At 68.3% G+C, this 20,045-nt stretch carries 11 protein-coding genes, 1 other RNA gene and 2 pseudogenes; 7 read left to right on the forward strand and 7 right to left on the reverse strand.

What is annotated here, in order from left to right; all coding sequences use genetic code 11:
- The first annotated feature begins 5 nt into the window (after nucleotides 1-5).
- The 4 genes from CWT12_RS06245 to CWT12_RS06260 all read left to right on the forward strand — a co-directional run bounded on the left by CWT12_RS06245 (nucleotide 6) and on the right by CWT12_RS06260 (nucleotide 6,080).
- Nucleotides 6-986 (forward strand): amino acid ABC transporter permease, encoded by a 981-nt coding sequence (locus tag CWT12_RS06245; protein WP_161924120.1) that lies wholly within the window; start codon nucleotides 6-8, stop codon nucleotides 984-986.
- Complete coding sequence (locus CWT12_RS06250) at nucleotides 983-1,795, forward strand: amino acid ABC transporter ATP-binding protein (RefSeq protein WP_161924121.1); 813 nt, start codon at nucleotides 983-985, stop codon at nucleotides 1,793-1,795. Before CWT12_RS06245 ends, CWT12_RS06250 begins: the two co-directional genes overlap by 4 nt.
- 80 nt (nucleotides 1,796-1,875) lie before the next feature.
- Nucleotides 1,876-2,211 carry a CU044_2847 family protein gene (locus tag CWT12_RS06255; RefSeq protein ID WP_161924122.1) on the forward strand — a complete coding sequence of 112 codons (336 nt, stop codon included), beginning with the start codon at nucleotides 1,876-1,878 and terminating at the stop codon, nucleotides 2,209-2,211.
- A complete protein-coding gene (locus CWT12_RS06260) occupies nucleotides 2,208-6,080 on the forward strand; it encodes a CHAT domain-containing protein (RefSeq protein WP_161924123.1) in 3,873 nt (1,290 codons plus the stop codon). Before CWT12_RS06255 ends, CWT12_RS06260 begins: the two co-directional genes overlap by 4 nt.
- 39 nt (nucleotides 6,081-6,119) lie before the next feature.
- Here the strand turns inward: CWT12_RS06260 and CWT12_RS06265 are convergent, their stop codons facing one another.
- The 3 genes and pseudogenes from CWT12_RS06265 to glnA form a co-directional block, all read right to left on the reverse strand.
- Entirely contained in the window at nucleotides 6,120-6,770 is a 651-nt protein-coding gene (locus CWT12_RS06265; protein ID WP_161924124.1) for a histidine phosphatase family protein, read from the reverse strand.
- Between the two features lie 55 nt (nucleotides 6,771-6,825).
- A pseudogene (locus CWT12_RS06270) lies at nucleotides 6,826-10,412 on the reverse strand (bifunctional [glutamine synthetase] adenylyltransferase/[glutamine synthetase]-adenylyl-L-tyrosine phosphorylase).
- Entirely contained in the window at nucleotides 10,412-11,743 is a 1,332-nt protein-coding gene (glnA, locus tag CWT12_RS06275) for a type I glutamate--ammonia ligase (RefSeq protein ID WP_161924125.1), read from the reverse strand. Before glnA ends, CWT12_RS06270 begins: the two are co-directional and overlap by 1 nt.
- 764 nt (nucleotides 11,744-12,507) lie before the next feature.
- Here glnA and panB point away from each other — a divergent pair.
- Nucleotides 12,508-13,425 carry a 3-methyl-2-oxobutanoate hydroxymethyltransferase gene (gene panB, locus CWT12_RS06280; protein ID WP_161924126.1) on the forward strand — a complete coding sequence of 306 codons (918 nt, stop codon included), beginning with the start codon at nucleotides 12,508-12,510 and terminating at the stop codon, nucleotides 13,423-13,425.
- 122 nt (nucleotides 13,426-13,547) lie between these two features.
- Here panB and CWT12_RS06285 read toward each other — a convergent pair whose 3' ends face one another.
- Nucleotides 13,548-14,327, reverse strand: coding sequence for a histidine phosphatase family protein (locus CWT12_RS06285; RefSeq protein WP_161924127.1), 780 nt, complete (start codon nucleotides 14,325-14,327; stop codon nucleotides 13,548-13,550).
- A 92-nt stretch (nucleotides 14,328-14,419) separates the two neighbouring features.
- Nucleotides 14,420-16,315, reverse strand: a complete 1,896-nt coding sequence (gene nhaA / locus CWT12_RS06290) for a Na+/H+ antiporter NhaA (protein WP_161924128.1) — start codon at nucleotides 16,313-16,315, stop codon at nucleotides 14,420-14,422.
- 135 nt (nucleotides 16,316-16,450) lie between these two features.
- On the opposite strand from nhaA, the pseudogene map reads away from it, so the two are divergent.
- Nucleotides 16,451-17,340: pseudogene (gene map, locus CWT12_RS06295) on the forward strand (type I methionyl aminopeptidase).
- A 212-nt stretch (nucleotides 17,341-17,552) separates the two neighbouring features.
- Nucleotides 17,553-18,686 (forward strand): hypothetical protein, encoded by a 1,134-nt coding sequence (locus tag CWT12_RS06300; protein ID WP_161924130.1) that lies wholly within the window; start codon nucleotides 17,553-17,555, stop codon nucleotides 18,684-18,686.
- A gap of 110 nt (nucleotides 18,687-18,796) precedes the next feature.
- Here CWT12_RS06300 and rnpB read toward each other — a convergent pair.
- Together rnpB and CWT12_RS06310 are read right to left on the reverse strand one after the other, a co-directional pair.
- Nucleotides 18,797-19,185, reverse strand: an RNA gene (rnpB, locus tag CWT12_RS06305) — RNase P RNA component class A.
- Nucleotides 19,186-19,289: 104 nt separating this feature from the next.
- Nucleotides 19,290-20,024, reverse strand: a complete 735-nt coding sequence (locus tag CWT12_RS06310; protein WP_161924131.1) for a zinc ribbon domain-containing protein — start codon at nucleotides 20,022-20,024, stop codon at nucleotides 19,290-19,292.
- Nucleotides 20,025-20,045 lie beyond the last annotated feature (21 nt).

The raw sequence follows: 20,045 nt of genomic DNA on the forward strand, positions 1-20,045 counted from the left end.
CTACCATGACAACTCAGCCCGCTTCCGCCGCGGCTCTGTCCGGCACCGAGCAGCCGGTGCAACTGAACCGCCCCAAGCCGGTGCCGCGGCCCGGCACCTGGATCAGCGCCACGATCGTGGCCGTCCTGGGCGCGATGTTCATCCACGCACTGCTGACCAATGAGAAATTCCACTGGGGCACCGTGTGGTTCTTCTTCCGGGAGGTGCACGTGGTGCGGGCGGTCGGCTGGACACTGCTGCTGACCTTCCTGGCCATGCTGATAGGCATTGTGCTGGCGGTGACGACGGCGGTTATGCGGCAGTCCTCCAATCCGGTGCTGCGCGGCGTGTCACTGGCGTACCTGTGGTTCTTCCGCGGCACCCCGATCTACACCCAGCTGGTGTTCTGGGGGGCACTGTCGGCCCTGTACCAGTACCTGAGCCTGGGCATTCCCTTCGGGCCGGAGCTGATCACCTTCCGCACCACCACGGTGTTCACCCCGTTCGTGGCGGCGGTGCTGGGGCTGGGCATCAACGAGGGCGCCTACCTGTCCGAGATCGTCCGCTCCGGCCTGGCCAGCGTGGACCCCGGCCAGACCGAGGCGGCCGGTGCACTGGGCATGAGCAAGGGGCAGATCCTGCGCCGTATCGTGCTGCCGCAGGCCATGCGGGTGATCGTGCCGCCCACCGGCAATGAGACGATCTCCATGCTTAAGACCACCTCGTTGGTACTGGCGGTCCCCTTCACCCTGGACCTGACCTTCGTCACCAACTCGTATGCCTCCTACACCTACCAGACGATTCCCCTGCTGATCGTGGCGGCCCTGTGGTACATCATCATCACCTCCATCCTGATGGTGGGGCAGCACTTCATAGAGCGCTACTACGGCCGTGGCTTTGACGGCTCCTCCAAGTCCAGCGGCGGGCGGGGCATGTCCGCCCGCCAGCAGGCGATTCTCGACTCACACACCACCAAGGACTCCCCCTTCCTGGAGGTCACCCCATGAGCACATCGAACACGGCCGCGTCGGCGCAGTCCGGCGTCCCCAAGGTGCGTATTGCCGGCCTGCACAAGTTCTTCGGGGAGCTGCACGTGCTCAAGGGCATCGACCTGGTCGTCGAGCCCGGTTCGGTGACGGTTCTGGTGGGCCCCTCCGGGTCCGGCAAGTCCACGCTGCTGCGCTGCATCAATGAGCTGGAGACCATCGACGCCGGCCGCGTGTGGGTGGACGGAGAGCTGATCGGCATGCGTGAGGAGCAGCGCCCGGACGGCACCGTGCAGCTGCACGCCCTGACGGATAAGCAGCGCGCCGCGCAGCGTTCCAAGATCGGCATGGTCTTCCAGCGCTTCAACCTGTTCCCCCACATGACGGCTCTGGGCAATGTCATTGAGGCTCCGATCCATGTGCGGCACATGCCCAGGGAGCAGGCCCGTGCGCGCGGTGTGCAGCTGCTGGAGCGGGTGGGGCTGGGCGACCGGCTGGACCACTACCCCTCGCAGCTGTCGGGCGGGCAGCAGCAGCGGGTGGCGATCGCCCGGGCGCTGGCAATGGATCCGGAGCTGATGCTCTTCGATGAGCCCACCTCCGCCCTGGACCCCGAGCTCGTGGGCGAGGTGCTGCAGGTGATGCAGGATTTGGCGGCCGACGGCATGACCATGGTGGTGGTCACCCACGAGATGGGCTTCGCCCGGGAGGTCGGCGATCAGCTGGTCTTCATGGACGGCGGCCTGGTGTGCGAGTCCGGCAACCCGGTCGAGGTACTGGACCACCCCACTCAGGAGCGCACAAAGGCCTTCCTCGCGTCCGTATTGTGACCAGGTTGCGTGTGCCGCCCCTCCAGTTGTCACTACAGTGATCTGCGACACCTTAATTCCCACCGCTTCCCTGGAGCCTCATGGACACGCAGCTGATCAACGGTCGTATTGGTGACCAAGAGGTCCTCATTGAGGTTGTTCGTGCCCCCGGACGCGAGGAGCTGGCCGGTGTGCGGGACCGTGCGGCGGATCTGTTCGAGCGGGCAGGGGACGTGATTGAGGCCGCAGCGCATCAGGCCGCAGATACGGTCCGGCGAGTGTGCGACCAGGCGGAGCCACCCGATGAGATCACGATCCAGATGGGACTGAGCCTGTCTACCACTGGCACTATCGTCGTCGCCTCCTCCACCACCACGGCTTCGCTGGCGGTATCCATGAAGTTCACTAACGCCTCCGGCAACCGGGGCGCCGTATGACGGCCGCCGCGGTGCCCGGTTACCTCGGGGTGGTTCTGAACGACTCCGATGAGGCTGTTGGCACCTGCTGGTTGCTGAGTCCCGGGAAAGTGGTCACCGCGGCGCATGTTCTGAGCGCCGTCGGCGTGAATCTGGTTCAAGCGCACGCCGCACTGGCGGTACCCGACGCCGCAGCACCCGCCCCCGAAGGGAACTCCCCCGCTCCGCAGATCCGCCTGCGTCAAGGCTTAAGTTCCACCGCGGCCACCCTTCGCGCTCGCGTCCTGCACCTAGACCTGGTTCTGGACCTGGCCCTGCTGGAGGTGGACGCCGCGTCTTGGTCGTCTGAGCCGGCACGGCTCGCAACCACCGCCGGGAAACAAGCCGGTGCCGCGGTACGCATTACCGGTGTCTCCAGGCGCCCCGATACCGCTGCCGAGCGCGTCGTCACTGCATCCAGCACCAGCGGCCGGTGGGATGGCTGGGATTACTACGACGACCGCACTTTTGAGCTACTGACTGTGAATGCCTCCGGCGCACAGCCGGGAATGTCGGGAGCGCCGGTTGTGCTGGCCGAGGGCGGGGCCGTCATCGGGATGGTGACGGGGCGCTACAACTCCGCCGACGGCTGGAGCCGCGACCTGGTGTTCGCCGTCGGAGCGGAGTCGCTGGTCAGGTCATGCGGCGGCTGGTTGGAGGTTGAGCTTGAGGGCGAGCCGCGTCCCACCGAGGCCTTGCAGGTGACGATGCGCCTGGGAACGGGCGACTCGGTGACCGTGTCCTGTCCGGGACTGAGCGTTGAAGCGAGCGTAGCGGTCGGCTCTAAGGCCGAACTGTTCTCTCCTGCGGAGCGCCTACGGCTGGCTCGGGCGGGCCGCCCACTGCTGGAGAACCACTCACCAGCCCAGGATCGGGACCGCACCCCACTGTTGGATGCGCTGGATGAGATGGGCGCAGCGCTCACGCGAGTCTTCCTGCCGGGCGAGGCCGGAGCAGCGCTCTCCCAAATCATTGCCAAGGCTGAGGCTCAGACGGTGCCCGTGGAGTTGGCGCTTGACGCGTCCGCACGTCAGGACCTGCGTGACCTCCCCTGGGAGGCCATGCACGTGCCGGGAACCGGGCAGCCATTGGCCCTGCATCACCTGGTTACCTTCTTCCGCAAGGCGGTGGCCTCCCCCGCACCACGGCGCGTACCCGGGCCACTGCGGATCGTGGTGGCAATAGCCTCCCCGATTGAGGGCGGGGCCGGCACACTGGACTACCAGGCGGAGTTGCGGGCTATCACCACCGCCGTCCGCGAGGCGCGTAGCGCCAATGCGGGGGTCCGGATAGTCCAGTTCGCCACCACCGAGGAGATCCGGCGGGCTCTGGAACAGGAGAACCCGCACGTTCTGCACATCTCGGGTCACGGTGCCGCCGGCTTGCTCGTACTCGAGGACGAGCGAGGTGCCGCCCGGCGCGTCAGCGCGCAGGAGCTCATTAAGGAGGCAATCCCGGCTGGCGGTATGCCGCCGCTGATTTGCCTGGCCGCCTGTGAGACCAATGCGTCTGCGGATGCAGAGACTGCCTCCTTCGCCGATGAGCTTGTGGCTGCCGGGGCGCCGATTGTCATTGGCACGGAGGACGCGGTCTCTGACCACTATGCCACCCTGGTGTTCTCCAAGGTTTACGCCGAGCTTGCTGCGGCGCCGCAGCCGGATCCTGTTTATGCCCTGGCCCAGGCGCGTCGCGAGCTCGGACGGATATGCGCCGAAAGCTCGAATCCGCGCCATCAAACCGAGCAGGTGCTGGCGGGCTGGAGCGTGGTAACCGTCCAGGCCTCCAGCTGCGGGCGGCAGATCACCGCGCCACCAGAGAAGAAAGCGCAGTCGTCGGTGCCGCTGGCTTCCGTGCGCGCGATGAACTCACTGCCCTCGTTGGGCACCGGATTCTTCGTGGGACGACGCCGGGAGCAGCTGCGCGTGCCCCGATTGCTGCTCTCCGATACCCATGCCGGCGTGGTGTTTCACGGGATTGGAGGCATCGGAAAGTCAACACTGACCGCAGAGGTCCTCCGCCGTACCGCTGAGCTGCAGCCGGTGCTTGTGGTTGATATGAGGGGCACGGCATTAGTTGAGGAGCTCTTCCAGCGCATCGTGTCCCGCCTGCGCATCAACTTCAGTGATCAGCTCACCGATCCCGAGGTGAACCAGTTGCTGGGACTGCTGGCCAACACCAAAATCGGTTGGTCCGAGCGCCTGGAACTGCTGCAAGGCACGCTGCTGCAACAACTTCCCCTCATCCTGGTACTGGACAACTTCGAGGACAATCTCACCTTCACCGACGGCGCCTATCGCCTGACCGATCCCCTGCTTGCCGAGTTCCTGGCGCAGTTCCTGGCTGCTCCCGGCCGTGGCAGGCTGCTGGTGACCTGCCGTTACCGCTTCACCCTGCCCGAGGACGCTACGACGGCGCTGGAGTGGATTGCCCTGGAGCCCTTGAGCTTTGCCGAGACCACTCACCTGGCCTGGTCCTTGCCGCAGCTGGATGCTCTGGATATCTCCGATCTGCGTACCCTGTGGGCGGGTGTGGGCGGGCATCCCCGAACCCTGGAGACAGTGGATGCGCTGCTGAACCGGGGAGTGGGACGCCTGTCCCGAATCACCACCGAGTTGCGTGGACGGCTCCGCAGCAGCCTTCCCGAAGGAGTTAGTCCGGAAGAGTGGCTGGCGGAAGGGCGCACGCTTGATGCCGCCATTGCCGACTCCGTCACGGTCGCGGCCGACGATGTGCTTCTCCCCCAGTTGCTGGAGACCCTGAGCAGCGACGCTCAACGCCTCCTGCTGGGTATGGCCGTCTTCCGTGAGCCGGTCAATGCAGCCGCAGTACTCTTCGCCGTCGGCGATGAGGTTCCTCCCGCCAAGGCCTCTGCCGACGAGGATGCCTCGCTCGGCCTTCCGACGACAGATCTGCCGCTGCACGATCTGCTCCATGAGCTCGTTGGATCCACGCTGCTTACGGTCATCACGCTCGGGGACGGCGAGGACACCAGATTCTTCGTTCACCGTTGGCTGGCGGAGGCCCTGGAACGTGTTGCGGCTACCGCCCGCCCGAATGGCGAGATGGAAGAGCTTGCCGCCGAACGGCATCGGCGCGCCGCGGAGTACTGGCGTTGGAGCTACCGGATGCGCCCACAGAATGCCAGCTCTGGTCCCTTTGATGCGCACTACTTGCTCGAGGCACGGCACCACTACTCCCGCTCCGGCAACGCGGAGGCGGCCGATGACGTTGCGAACAGAGCTGGGAGTATTCTTCATACCATTGGCTGGTGGGATGAGGAGCTCTCCCTTGCGCATCAGCAGCTTCGCGGCAGCAACTTGTCCGACATCCGCCGCGCCGTCTGGGTCCACCAGCTCGGCATTCTCGCCCAGGACCGTGGCGACTACGGGCAGGCCGAGGAGCACTACCAGCACTCCCTCAAGATCGAGGAGCGGCTGGGCGACCAGGTCGGCATCGCCACCACCCACCACCAGCTCGGCATGCTCGCCCAGGCCCGCGGCGACTCGGCAGATGCGGTCATCCGCGCGTTTGGCGCCGCCATGGATCACGCAGAGCTATGTTCCACATCTGCACAAGTGCTGGCAATTGCAGTCTCTGTCGCTTCCCGCGCACAAGACCTTGGTGCACCTGAGCTCGCTGCTCGGGCGTATATGTTCCTGGTTCTTAGAGCACCGGAGAGCGCCAACCCCAAGGACACCCTCACGCAGGGACTATCCGGTTTGAAGTCGCTTTTCGCCGCGGGTCATCAGGCCAAAGTTAATGCGTTGCTCTCGCCGTTCCTGGCCGAGTTTTCACCTGACGCTGCACGCTCCATTCGCAGCTTCATACAGGGCGAGTCAGACCCCGAGTAATCGCGTCCAGCAGCCTCGGCAATCAGCCCGACCGCCCACCTACCGCACGGCGTCGGCCCGCCAGGTGCCCTCGTCCCAGTCGACCAGCCGCCAGCCTGACTCCGGGTCTCCCTCCACCACGCTGACTGCCGTGTTGCGCATGGGGTGGTTGGCGATCCAGGCCGGGTCCGCACCCCCGGCCGCGGCCGCCGCCAGCGCCACCCAAAGGCGCAGGATGGTGCCGTGCGCAACCAGCAGTGCAGTGCCGCCGGTGCGGGTGGAGTTGTAGATCTCCTCCACAACCGTATTGAACCGGGCGAAGGTATCCGCGCCGTCCTCGGGGCTGCCGGGGATGCGCGCCGCCGTGCGCCCCACCATCCAGGAGCGGGTGGTGTCCGTGTAGCAGGCCACCGAGCGCACATCGGTGTTCATCTCCATCTCACCGGCCAGCACCTCACGCAGCCCGGGCCGGATGCGGGCCGCCAGGCCCGTGGCCCGCTCAATCGGGGCAATCGTCTCCCGGGCGCGCTGGACCGGCGAGACCCACAGCGAGGAGATCGCATCCAGATCCCCGCTCGACTCCAGGCGCGCGGGCAGCAGGGAGGCCTGCTCCACGCCAACGGCGTCTAGTGGGTTACCGGGCAATGCCGTGTCCAAAGCGCCGGCAACATTCGCGAAAGTTCGGCCGTGGCGGACAAGAAGAAGCTTCACGGCGCCTATCCTGCCAGGCGCCTCGACCGCTCCGCGACGTCGGCGGACAACATGCTCAAGACCACGGGTAAGGTCCGGCGCCGCGAGGCCCGCTCCCCCGCCGCCCCCCGTTCGGGCGGCCAGGTGGTACCCGCCGTACCGTCTTACCAGGTGCGGGCATGCGGGATCCCCGAGCGGCCGCCGCCCGGGGCGGGGTGGCGGGGCGGGCCGGGGCGGCATCACCGAACACCACGTGCTCAACCACGCGCCGCGCGTGCCTGGCCGTTCGGCGGTAAATGTCCTCAAGGTCCCGCTCGCTTCCGGCCGGGATACCCAGAAGCCGGGCAACCAGGCGGATCTCCCGCTGGTCGGTGGGCAGTACCTGCACCCGCTGCCCACCCTCACGTCCGGTCCCGAGCACGGTGGCAGCACGCACCCGGGAGGCCAGCACCCAGGCGGCGGTGAGCCTGCCGGCATCATCCACCCCAGTAGGCCCGCCTGGGTGGCGGCGGACAGAGCCTCCAGCGTCGAGGTGGTGCGCAGCCCCGGCACGCGGGCCGCCTGGGTCAGTTGCAGCACCTGGGCCGACCACTCGACGTCGGACAGGCCGCCGGGGCCCAGCTTGAGATGCCGGCTCGGATCGGCGCCGCGCGGCAGCCGCTCGGCCTCCATGCGGGCCTTCAGCCGCCGGATCTCCCGCAGGCCGGCCTCATCCAGCCCCTCCGGATTCCACCGCAGCGGGTTGATCAGCTCCTCAAAGCGCTCCCCCAAGCCCGTGTCGCCGGCGCAAGCGCGCGCACGCAGCAGGGCCTGCCGCTCCCACACCGAGCCCCAGCGCTCGTAATACTCGGCGTAGGACTCCAGGCTGCGGCTGACCGGCCCCTGGCGCCCCTCCGGACGCAGGCCGGTATCCACCACCAGGGAGTGCGGGCGCGCCTGGGCCAGCAGGCGGGCCACCCACTTGGCGACCGCCTCCGCCTCCGCCGCCGCCACATCGGCATCCGCCCCGGGGCGCGGCTCGTGCACGAACAGCACGTCAGCGTCGGAGGTGTAAGTGATCTCCCGTCCACCCAGCCTTCCCATGGCGATTATGGCGTGGTCGGCGGTGGCGGCCGGCCAGCTCCCACCCGCATCGGGCCCAGCGGCAACCGCGCCCTGCCCGTCGCGCTCGGCGATCACCAGACCCGTAGCGACAGTGAGGGCGGCACCCAGGACGGCGTCCGTGGCGTCGCCCAGAATCCGCGCGGTACGCGCCGGATCCACGCCGTCAAGGGAGTCCGCCAGGGCGGCGCGGATCAGCTCCCGGTTACGCACGCCCATGACCGCGCGTATCGCCTCCGCGGCCTGCCGCTCCAGGCCGACGGCGTCCGCAGCGGTGAAGGCACGACGTCGCAGCACCCGCTCGGTCTCAGCGCAAATCGCTCCGGGCGCGCGGGGCGTCAACTCGGCGTCGTCATCGAGCCAGGTGATCGACTCGGGGCGCTCGGCCAGCCGGTCGGTGGTCCAACGAGCCCCGGACAGCACCTGGCACAGGCGGCGGGCGGCCACCGGCGAGTCCCGCAGCATGGCCAGATACCAGTGGGATCCTCCGATGGACTCCGACAGGCGGCGGAAGGACAGCAGGCCGACGTCGGGATCGGGGCCCTGCCCGATCCAGCCGATGATCACCGGCAGCAGCTGGCGCTGGATGGCCGCACGCCGACTGACCCCCTCAGTGAGCGCCTGGATGTGGTGCAGGGCGCCGTCGGGGTCCAAGTAGCCGAAGGCCGCCAGCCGCTCCCGGGCGGCGTCCGGAGTCAGCGTCAGTTCCTCGGTGCTCAGGCTGGCCGCGACGCTCAGCAGCGGCCGGTAGTAGATCTCCTCGTGCAGCGCACGCACGCGGCGCCGCACCGAGTTGAACAGCTTGCGCACCGCGTCAGGATCGTGCAGCCGCCGACGGTCGATGCCCCGGCCGATGCTGCGCAAGTCTGTACGCCCCGCCGGCAGCATGTGGCTGCGACGCATACGCAGCAACTGGGTGCGGTGCTCCAGTAGCCGCAGCATCCGGTAGCAGTCGGCAAGCTCGGCCCCATCCGCCCGCCCCACATAACCAGCGGCCGAGAGCTGCGCCAGCGCATCCAGCGTGCTACGCGCGCGCAGCCGCTCGTCAACGCGCCCGTGGACCAGCTGGAGCAACTGCACGGTGAACTCCACGTCCCGCAGGCCGCCGGGACCAAGCTTGATCCGCCGGTCATCAGGGCCCGAGTGCGCTGACTCGCTCTCCACACGGCGCCGCATTGACCGGGCGTCATCCACGAAGTTCTCCCGCCGGCTAGCAGCCCACACCAGGGGTGCGACCCCGGCCTCATAGGCGGCGCCGAGGTCCCGATCACCGGCGCAGGCGCGCGCCTTGAGCAGCGCCTGGAACTCCCACGAGGAGGCCCAGCGCTGGTAGTAGGCCAGGTGCGAGTCCAAGGTTCGTACCAGCGCCCCGTCCTTGCCCTCGGGGCGCAGCGCCGTGTCCAGCGGCCACAGTGGCGGCTCGGTTCCGGAGGCGGAGGTGACGTGGGCGATCTCGGTGGCCAACTGCGTCCCGATCCGCACAATCTCCTCCCCCGCCTCCGTCGGCTCGCCCGCGCTCGGATCGGCCGGGCCGACCACGTAGACGACGTCGACATCCGATATGTAGTTCAGCTCCTGAGCACCAGCCTTGCCCATGGCAATGACCGCCATGGCCACCGCGTCCGCGTCGGGGCCGACAACTGCACGGGCAAGGACCAGTGCCGCCTGCAGCGCCGCATCCGCCAACTCGCTCATGCGGCGCCCCACCACCGGCATGTGGGCCAGCGGAGTGGCTGAGGTCAGGTCATCGGCCACAACTGCAAGCAGGCGCTCCCGGTAGGCCACACGCAGCGCAGTCGTAGCCCGCTCTGCCACGGCAGCGGGTACCGGCGTGGCAGACCCGGCGAGCGCGCCGCACACTGCACCGGTCAGGGCCGCCCCGGGCGGGGGCTGGCCAGGTGCGTCCCAGGCGTGTTCGGGAGCAAGGGCCTCCAGGTGCTCAGGATGCGTGATCAGAAAGTCGCCGAGAGCCTCGGAGGCGCCCAGCACCGCCAGCAGGCGGCGCAGGTGAGTCCGCAAGCACCCGGGCTGAGCCTCAGGGGAGGAGCCGGAGGGGCCGCGTCCACCGGCAACCTCGTCGCCGCCGCGCAAGGCGGGCGAGGCGGTATCGGCGGTGTCGGCGGTGTCGGCGCCATCGTGTGAGTCATCGGCCCGCAGCAGGGCGCGCAGCATGCGTGCGGGCTGGGCCACCCGAGTCTGCCCGGCGGCATCCCCGCCAATGACCGTGCAGGCCTCAGCCAGTCGCACCAGGGCTAGCACCGCGAGGTCGGGATTCGCGGTACTGCCGAGCTCATCCACAAGGCGGGCGCGCACAGGGTCGAGTGCGGGCAGTTCCCCCTGCGTGCCCTTCCTAGAAACCGTCGGCGCGGCCGGCAGGAAGGGGTCTAGCGCCGGGTCGGTGATAAGGCCGTAGGCGCGCTCCACCTCCGTGAACCCGGCCCAGAGGAGCCGGGCCCGGGTACTGGGCCAGCGGTCATGTCTGCGGGAGGCGGGGCCGCCTGCCGGCGCCCCGGGCCCCGGCAGGGGCTTGCGCTCACTCCCGCTTCCACTATTTGAAGGCATCACAGGCGCGGGAAGAACTGGCTGATCTCGAAGTCGGTCACCTGGGCGTCGTAAGCCAGGTACTCGCGGCGCTTGTTGCGGCGGAAGAACTCGAAGGCATCCTCCCCCAGGGTGTCCGCCACCAGGTCCGACTCGGCCATGGCGGCCACGGCGCTCTTGAGCGAGGTGGGCAGCGCGCCAATGCCGAGCGACTTGCGCTCCAGCTCGGACAGCGCCCAGACATCGTCCTCGGCCTCGGCAGGCAGCTCGTAGCCCTCCTCGATACCCTTCAGGCCGGCTGCGAGGATCACGGCGAAGGCCAGGTAGGGGTTGGCGGAGGAGTCGATGCCGCGGAACTCGATGCGGGCGGACTGGGCCTTGCCGGGCTTGTGCATGGGCACGCGCACCAGGGCGGAGCGGTTGTTGTGGCCCCAGCACACGTAGCTGGGGGCCTCGTCGCCGCCCCACAGGCGCTTGTAGGAGTTGACGTGCTGGTTGGTAACTGCGCAGATCTCGGTGGCGTGGTGCAGCAGGCCCGCAATGAAGGCGCGCCCCGTGGCGGACAGCTGGTACTGCCCGGCCGGGTCGTGGAATGCGTTGCGGTCCCCCTCGAACAGTGAGAAGTGAGTGTGCATCCCGCTTCCGGGCTGGTCGATGAAGGGCTTGGGCATGAAGGTCGCCTGGCAGCCCTCCTGCAGGGCGACCTCCTGCACGACTGCCCGGAAGGTCATGATGTTGTCCGCCATGGACAGGGCGTCGGCGAAGCGCAGATCGATCTCATTCTGGCCGGGGCCGCCCTCGTGGTGGGAGAACTCCACGGAGATGCCCATCTGCTCAAGCATGAGGATGGCGTGGCGGCGGAACTCGTGGGCCGTGCCGCCGGGCACGTGATCGAAGTAGCCGGCGTAGTCGGTGGGGATGATCCGGCCGTCGCTGTTGCGGTCCACCAGGTAAAACTCGATCTCGGGGTGCACGTAGCAGGTGAAGCCGGCGTCGGCAACACGGGCCAGCTGGCGCTCGAGCACGGCGCGAGGGTCCGTGCGTGCGGGCTCACCGTCCGGGGTGAGCACGTCGCAGAACATACGGGCGACGCTGTTGACCTCCTCCCGCCACGGCAGCATCTGGAAGGTGGAGGGGTCCGGGGACAGCAGCATGTCCGACTCGAATACGCGGGTCAGCCCCTCAATGGCGGAGCCGTCGAAGCCGATCCCCTCCTCGAAGGCACCCTCTACCTCCGCCGGCGCGATCGCCACCGACTTGAGCTGACCGAGCACGTCGGTGAACCACAGGCGGATGAAGCGGATATCGCGCTCCTCAATGGCGCGAAGCACGTATTCCTGCTGCTTGTCCATAATCCTGGCGTTGCCTCCTTGCGCGTGCGGCGTGGACCGGTGCGGGCGGTGTGCGGGCCCGGCCACCGCGGGCTTCCTCAGCCACCCTATCGGTTGATTGGGTCGCCCGGGTTTCACGCCGGTGCGGCGGGCGCGGCCGGGCGCGGGAAACCGGCGCGAACTTGATGCTTCAGACCGGCGCATCGCGGGGTGAGGTACACGGTGAGCAGTGCCGGTTCACTACGCCAGACTTGTCTGCCGCCATCCACGTGCCTGGAAGCGGGGCCACCTGCTACGCCAGACTTGCCTGCCGCCACCCCCGTGCCTGGAACCGGGGCCACCTGCTACGCCACTTCGCCGCCTGCTACGCCACTTCGGGGTTAACAACGCCTGTTAACGGCCTGCTGAAGGGCTGGGAGGTATACAGCAGGCCGTTAAGTAGCGTTGTTAACGTCCAACCGGCGTAGCAGACACCCGGTCCACCCACATACCCGCCCCAGACTCCCAACCAGCCCTTAGACACCACACCCTCAAACCGGAAGACCCCGATACGACCACCTCGTTCCAGCGGAGTCACGGCTACGACGGGCCCAACACGCCGATCATCTGGAACAAGGACTCGCAGGTGATGCTCACGGGGAGCAGTTCGAACCACGACACCTAGATGCCTATCGTGGCCGTCAATAACTAGGGCGCTGCTGACCGCCTGGGCAGGAAGAGTGCCGCCCGCTGCGTCGCCTTGGATCCCAGGGGCGTCCGCCCCCATCCGCGAGTAGGCTCCGGGCATGAGCACTTCCGCTTCCGATCAGCCATCCGCAGATGCCACCGCGGCCGGCGCCTCCCCCGCCGAGCGCGCGACCACCGACGCCGCTACTCCGGTCGCAGCGGGACAGCAGATCTCACAGGTCAAGAAGGTGCGTGTGCACCACCTGCTGGGCGCGAAGCAGCGGGGCGAGAAGCTGACCATGCTCACCGCCTACGACGCGGTCACCGCGCGCATCCTGGATGCAGCAGGCACCGACATGCTGCTCGTGGGCGACTCGCTGGGCAACGTCATGCTCGGCTACGACTCAACCATGCCGGTGACCCTGGATGAAATGGTGGTGGCCACGCGCTCGGTGGCCAGTGCCACCACCCGGGCCCTGGTGGTGGCTGACCTGCCCTTTGGCACCTACGAGGCGGGCCCGGAGCAGGCCCTGGCCAGCGCCGTGCGGCTCATGCGTGTGGGCGCCAACGCCGTCAAGCTCGAAGGCGGCCGTCCCCGGGAGGCGACCGTGCGGGCCCTGTCTGAGGCCGGCATCCCGGTGGTCGGGCACCTCGGCTTCACACCGCAGTCGGTCAACAAGCTCGGGGGATTCCGTGTGCAGGGCCGCGACCAGGACGCCCAGGAGGCGCTCCTGGCCGACGCCCGGGCACTGGCGGACGCCGGCGCGGTAACCGTCGTGCTGGAGATGGTGCCAGCGCCTGTGGCAGCGCGGATCACGCAGGCCTTGGCGGTGCCTACGATCGGCATCGGCGCCGGAGTCCACTGCGACGGTCAGGTCCTGGTGTGGACGGATATGGCTGGCATGACCGAGTGGAAACCGCGCTTCGTGCGCCGCTTCGGGCAGGTCGGCCAGGCATTGCAGCAGGCCGCCCAGGAGTACAACGCCGCAGTGCGTTACGCCTCGTTCCCCGGTCCGGCAGAGACCTTCGAGGCGTGAGTCGAATCCGGCGACGAAGCCGTTCCTAGCGGGCGGCTCGCCCCACCTGATCCGCCCGCCTGATCCACCCGGCTCCCGCTGGCTGTCAACCGCCCCGACCGGGAGGCGCCGGACCCCGGGGGCTAGCCGGCTAAGGTCTCATGCCTCGGCCTGCGGGGCGAGGCCGCCCCCGCAGGCAGGCCCTCCGGGTGCTCCCAGTCAATCGGCACGGGCACAACCCCGGTCAAGGCATCGCTGAAGTCCTTGACGGTATAGGTAACGCCCTGATTGCCGGGGTCCTCCGCCCAGGCGAGCAGCTGCGGGGCGCCGTCAGGGGCGGCGGGAGCGACCTCCACTGTGGTCACGGCGCAGTTGGCCATGGGCGCCATGCCGTAGATCCGGGGACCCACCCAGCGGGCCAAGATGGTCATCAGCGTCATGCCGTGGGAGACCACCAGCACACTCTCCTCACCGCCCGCATCCGCGGTGCCGGCGCGCAGGTCGGCCAGGACGCGGGCGATTGCGCCGTCTACGTCTGCGAGGTAGTCGCGGGCGCTGATGCCGCCGGGAGCGCCGGGGTGTACCCCGGTCAGGACACCTGGCAGGTGCTGCTCCACCGGCAGGGCGGCGTGCATAACCGGGTCTGGTCCACCGTCGTAAACGCCGTAGTTGTACTCGCGCAGGCCCGTGAGGTTCACCGGGACGACTCCTGGATGGGCCTGCAGGAGGATCCCGCCGGTCTCCTGCACGCGCCCCTGGGGACTGAAGTAGGCCCGGGTGAAGGGCACGTCTGCCAGGTAGTCGCGGCAGATCTCGGCTCCCCGGCGGCCCTCGGGCGTCAGGGGCGAGTCGGCGGCTCCCTGGGTACGGCGCTGCTCGTTCAGGACGGTGCGGCCATGCCGCACAAAGTAGATCCTCGCCATACGGCAATCGTATGGCAGCGCCAGCTGCCCGGGGCACGGGTCACGCGGAGCTGCCCCTGGCACGGGGCCGACGGCCCCTGCTGCGCGGCGCCTCAGTCGCGAGCCGCCTCGGTGCCGCCCGCCGCGGCCTGCTGCAGACGGTTGATCTCCTCGGAGAAGGTCCACCGGTTCAGGAGGCGTTCGAAGCGCCGCCCGTCTATGTAAACCACCGGGCCGGCGTCATCGGTTAGTCCCTCGACGTCGCTGGCGTCGGCGAGCACCTTGGCCTCATCGACCCCGGAGTCGATGCGCTCCCACATCGCGTGGGCGTCTACGCCCACCTGCCTGGCGGCGCGGGTGATGGAGCGGGAGGTGATACCGCCGCGCAGTCCGGCCAGGGCGTCGTGGAAGTCCCAGAGACTGGGCTCATCGTTGGCGGAGGCGGCCTCTAGTGCGAGCGCAGCCAGGAGGCTCCCGGAGCCGGAGAGCTTGTGCCGCAGGATCAGCAGCACGTTCCCGGAGTCGATCAGCGGCTTAAGGCCGTAGAGCGCCTCGGTCAGCCGCCAGCGGTCCGCGTCGTCCATGTCGGCGTAGTTGATCAGTACGTGCGGGGCGTCCAGGCTGCCGAATGTCAGTTCGTGCTCGGGCTCGGGTGGGCGGCACAGGTTGAGTCCCGCGGGCTCGGGCAGCGGGGCGATGCGGCTGGTCACCTGGAAGACGAGGGTGGCCAGTACCAGTGCGAGCAGTGAGGCCAGCAGCACGCCGAGGCGGGCCTGGTCGCGCAGCACCTCATCCTCCAGGGCGATGTTGGCCACCAGCAGGGAGATGGTGAATCCCATCCCCGACAGGGCGCCCAGGCCCGTGATCCGCGGCAGATCCAGGCCCGGCATGCGTGAGGCGGGCACCAGCCACGCCACCAGGCCCGCTCCAATGACGACCCCCAGCAGCTTGCCCACCACCAGGCCGCCGACGACGGCCCACAGGATGCGGGAGGAGACGGCGGCGCCGATGGTGCCTGCACTCAGCTCCACCCCGGCATTGGCCAGCGCGAACAGGGGCACCACCAGGTAGTTGACATACGGCGGCAGTACGAAGGCCACTCGCTGATTAAGCGGCATCGAGTAGTTCAGGGCCTCCCGTAGCATCCGTGCGCTTCCGGGCGCGGGCGCCTGCCGGTACAGGGCCGCGAACTCGCCGGCTGCGTCGACGTCCTCGCTGCGCACGTTGTACACCGGCATGAGCAGGCCGATGAGCACGCCCGCGAGCGTGGCGTGCACGCCGGAGCAGTAGACCGCGTACCAGATGACCACGGCGAGCGCCAGGTAGGGAGGCACGTGCCAGACACCCCGCCGCGCCATCAGCCACACCCCGAGCAGGCCGGCTACCGCAGCGGCAAGTGCGACGTAGTTGAGCGACTCGGAGTAGAAGATGGCGATCACCGCCAGCGCGCCAATATCGTCGATGACGGCGAAGGCCAGCAGGAACAGGCGCAGGCGCGGCGCGCGCCTAGGGCCTATCAGCGCCAGCATTCCCAGGGCGAAGGCGGTGTCGGTGGAGATCACCGACCCCCACGCGTGCGCCCCTTCCGATCCGCCCATGACGGCCAGGTAGATCAGTGCCGGCACCACCAGGCCGCCTACCGCTGCCGCCGTGGGCAGCAGTGCGCGCCCCGGCAGCCGCAGCTCACCCAGCGTCAGCTCCCTACGCACATCCAGGCCCACCATGAAGAAGAAGACCGCCATCAGGCCTTCATCCACCCACTCGTGCAGGGTTAGGCCGACGCCGAAGGGACCGACGTCGATAGAGGCCGTCGTCTGCCAGAAGTGGTGGTAGCTGTTGCCCGTATTCGCCCAGATCAGGGCGGTGATGGTGGCCAGAACCAGGGCGATTGCCGCATAGGTCTCATTGGCCTGTAGCTCCAGCAGCCGACCTTGGCGGCGCAGATAGGTGTCGACGACGTCACGAATGTGGGTATAGGGGGCGTCGCCACGCACGTTGGGGATGCTCATGCAGTCTCCGTATGCAGTCGGAAGGGGACTTGAGTGGTGTCTGATCCGGTGGATGATTTTAAGCGGCCCCCGCGAATCGGGGCGGGGAGAGATCTGTCTCCCCCTCCCGGGAGCGCAGGCTCCTATGCTGGCGCCATGACTACAGCCACCCCCGCGCTCGCGGACCGGGCTCCGCGCGGCACCCTAATCAAAGGTGTTCTGACCCCCGAGCGGCACGTGCCCGCCTCCATTGCCCGCCCGAGTACATGTTCCACGACGGGCCCGAGCAGGTTAACGCCCCCGATGTGAAGGACCCGCAGACGGTTGAGCGTATCCGTGCGGCTGGGCGGATCGCGGCGCGCGCTCTGGCCGAGGCGGCCAAGGCCATTGCGCCGGGAGTCACCACCGACGAGCTGGACCGCATCGCGCACGAGTACATGTGCGACCACCACGCCTACCCGTCCTGCCTGGGCTACATGGGCTTCCCCAAGTCGATCTGCACCTCCGTCAACGAGGTCATCTGCCACGGCATCCCGGACTCGACCGTGCTCAGGGAGGGGGACCTGATCAACCTGGACGTGACCGCCTACCTCGACGGGGTTCACGGCGACACCAACGCTACCTTCGCGGTGGGGGAAGTGGACGAGGAGACGGCGCTCCTGATCGAGCGCACCCGCGTCGCCATGGAGCGCGGGATCAAGGCGGTCAGGCCGGGCCGGGAGGTCAACGTGATCGGCCGGGTCATTGAGAAGTACGCCAAGCGCTTCGACTACGGCGTGGTGCGCGACTACACCGGGCACGGCGTCGGCGAGGCCTTCCACTCCGGTCTGATCATTCCCCACTACGACTCCGCTCCCCGGTTCGACGACGTCATGGAAGTGGGCATGGTGTTCACGATTGAGCCAATGCTCACACTCGGGACCGAGGAGTGGGAGCAGTGGGATGACGGCTGGACCGTAGTCACCAAGGACCGGTCCCGCACGGCCCAGTTCGAGCACACTCTTGTGGTTACCGAGGACGGCGCGGACATCCTCACTCTCCCCTGAGCGCGTTTCCATCCGACCGGGTCCGGTGCCCGCAGTCACAGTACCGGGCGTTGTTGCCGGGCACCGGGGAAGTTCTCCCCATCCTCGTGGCCGAGACGGATGCCCCATGAGCGTGTTTGCACGTGTACATTCATCTTCGTGACGTGTCCGCGACCGTTGCGAGCGGGCATCGAGTGACAACAGGAATCCCCTCTCCCGGAAGGTTTTTCGCTATGGCATTGCGCTTCAACCCGCCGCCGAACTGGCCTGCGCCCCCCGAGGGCTTCAACCCGCCGCCGGGCTGGCAGCCTGACCCCGCGTGGGGACCCGCACCGGAGGGCTGGCAGCTGTGGATCGAGGATTCCGTCCCGGACGGCAGCGCTGGTTCCGCACCGCAGGCGGGCTCGGCCCCCGACGCCGGCTGGGCCCCTACCCAGGCCGTGCCGACGGGCGCCTCCGCTCCCGTAGCTGACCCCACTGGTCAGTCGGCCTCCGCTCCTTCTGGTGACTATGCTGCCGGGGCGAGCCCGTACGCCGCCAACATGAATTACGCCCAGTCCCCCACGCCGTACCACAACCAGCAGCAGGCGCCGGGAGCTTCCCCGCAGGCCGCTGGCTGGCAGCCGATCGACGTCACGCAGGCGGGCATGCCCGGAGGGAAGAAGCCAGTCACTAAGCAGTGGTGGTTCTGGACCATCATCGGTGTGGTGGTGCTGGCCCTGGTCATCGGTATCGTCGTGGCGCTGTCCGGCGGTGATGACGACTCTGACAACCGCTCATCGTCAACGACCACCTCATCATCCAGCAATGACAACGGCACCTCGGGCAACTCCTCCGGCGGCAGCTCCGGCGGTGATCAGCAGGACGAGCCGTCTGAGGACGAGCGCGGCACCACGCTGGACAACCCGGGAGACCCCCAGGAGCAGATGATCACTTTCAAGGCGTCGGAGTACTCCGATGACCCTGACGCAACACTCGAGGTAGAGATCGGGTCAGTCGAGTGGAATGCCAACGCCTCGCTGAAGAAGGAGCTCACGGACTCCGGACGCTCCTACGCCTGGGAGGAGCCGCCGAGCGGTTCGGTGTACATGCGCGTTCCCGTGTCGGTCGTCTACAGGGGCAAGGGCCAGATGAGCTCCGGGTGGCTCTCCGTGGACTTCGTGGTGGATGGGAACACCACCGAGCCGGAGTACCTGTACAGCTCCAAGGAGTTCAGGACCCAGGACATGCCCCGTAGCGGCGGCAAGGCGGAAGGGTACTTCACGTTCCTGATCAGCGAGGAAGACGCGGAGTCTGAGGAGGCGCGCTTCGCCGTCAAGGGCTTCTACGGCACGGACGAGTACTACATGCAGGCCAAGTCCTTCTGAGCCGCGCCCAGTCGCTCGCCAACTCCGTCAGCTTCCCCCTACGGGTTGCCGACATCCATTAACCGCGGCGGCCCCACCCCTACCGGGTGGGGCCGCCGCCGTCTGTGGTGCGGGCGAGTCGACCTGTACGCCGGGTTCTGTTACTGCCCACCGTTACCGGTGCGGCAGTGGCGACCATCCATCTTGGACCACCGTTGCCGGTGGCCTCACGCGACCTACCCGCAGGCTCGGGCGAGCAACCCTTTCCGCTTTTCAGCGGGCACCTGCTGCGCGGTCTTGCTCCGAGCGGGGTTTACCTAGCCGTGGCGGTCACCCGTCACGCTGGTGGGCTCTTACCCCACCGTTTCACCCTTACCGACCGTAGTCGGCGGTCTGTTCTCTGTGGCACTATCCCGCGGGTCGCCCCGGGTGGCCGTTAGCCACCGCCCTGCTCTATGGAGCCCGGACGTTCCTCGATCCGCCGACGCTCCGACGGTACCGCGGCCGCCCGGTCGGCTCGTCCGCGAGGGTGATTCTAGATGATCACTGGTTGGCAGGAGCACCGGCCGCCTGCATGCGCCGGGAGCAGCCGCCGCCCGCAGGCGGGGTGACGCGTCACGCCCGTCAGCCCTCCATGCGGACCACTATTACGTCGTTGTCCTCGGCGTGGATGACCTGGTCCTGCGGCGCGGCGGCGATGCGGGCGTGCTCCTGGGGGCTGATCTCAACGCTGCCGCCCTCAACCCGGCGCCCGTATAGGGCTACTGCCCCGAGCCCACCGGTTCGCTGCCGCACCGCCTCATACTCGGAGAGCAGAGCGTCGTCGATCACCGCGGCCAGCTCGGACCGCTTAGTGCGTGCGTCGGCTATCTCGGTATCCAGGCGGGCGAAGTCGGCATCCCTGGCGGCTGTCAGTTCCCGCCCTCCGGCACGTATCTCCTGCTCCTCCTCGGCGGCGGAGCCAGCTTCCGCCTGAGCGGCCTCAAGCGCTTCCATAGCCGCGATCTGGGCCTCCTCCAGAACCGCCTGCCGCCGGCCGAGCTGGTCGATCTCGGACTGAATCGCGGGTAGGTCACGGGCTGCCGCCTGACCGGAGGAGAGCCGCTCGCGCAGCACTTGGGCGCGCCGGAGGACCTGGTTGACCTCATCCTCACGCGTCTTGGCGTTGGCCTGAGCCTCCTGCAGGGCAGCGGCGGCCACAACGGCGCGCCGCCGGTTGGCCTTCAGGCGCTGTACCGTGGCGTCGATGCGTTCCAGCACCGGCAGGTGCTTGCGCTCGTGTGTGAGGCGCGCGAGCTGCGAGTCGAGTCTCTGCAAATCAATGAGCAGTCGCTGCTGGCTGAGGGGGGCGCTGGTCACGGCTTGATCCTCCGCTGGATA

This window comes from Actinomyces sp. 432, from assembly GCF_009930875.1.
Lineage (GTDB): Bacteria > Actinomycetota > Actinomycetes > Actinomycetales > Actinomycetaceae > Actinomyces.

What these genes read in the sequence shown, in the direction of transcription:
- glnA (WP_161924125.1), bottom strand. Translation starts at nt 11,743, where the DNA reads ATGGACAAGCAGCAGGAATACGTGCTTCGCGCCATTGAGGAGCGCGAT.
- CWT12_RS06260 (WP_161924123.1), top strand. Translation starts at nt 2,208, where the DNA reads ATGACGGCCGCCGCGGTGCCCGGTTACCTCGGGGTGGTTCTGAACGAC.
- CWT12_RS06285 (WP_161924127.1), bottom strand. Translation starts at nt 14,327, where the DNA reads ATGGCGAGGATCTACTTTGTGCGGCATGGCCGCACCGTCCTGAACGAG.
- CWT12_RS06250 (WP_161924121.1), top strand. Translation starts at nt 983, where the DNA reads ATGAGCACATCGAACACGGCCGCGTCGGCGCAGTCCGGCGTCCCCAAG.
- CWT12_RS06255 (WP_161924122.1), top strand. Translation starts at nt 1,876, where the DNA reads ATGGACACGCAGCTGATCAACGGTCGTATTGGTGACCAAGAGGTCCTC.
- CWT12_RS06300 (WP_161924130.1), top strand. Translation starts at nt 17,553, where the DNA reads ATGGCATTGCGCTTCAACCCGCCGCCGAACTGGCCTGCGCCCCCCGAG.
- CWT12_RS06245 (WP_161924120.1), top strand. Translation starts at nt 6, where the DNA reads ATGACAACTCAGCCCGCTTCCGCCGCGGCTCTGTCCGGCACCGAGCAG.
- nhaA (WP_161924128.1), bottom strand. Translation starts at nt 16,315, where the DNA reads ATGAGCATCCCCAACGTGCGTGGCGACGCCCCCTATACCCACATTCGT.
- panB (WP_161924126.1), top strand. Translation starts at nt 12,508, where the DNA reads ATGAGCACTTCCGCTTCCGATCAGCCATCCGCAGATGCCACCGCGGCC.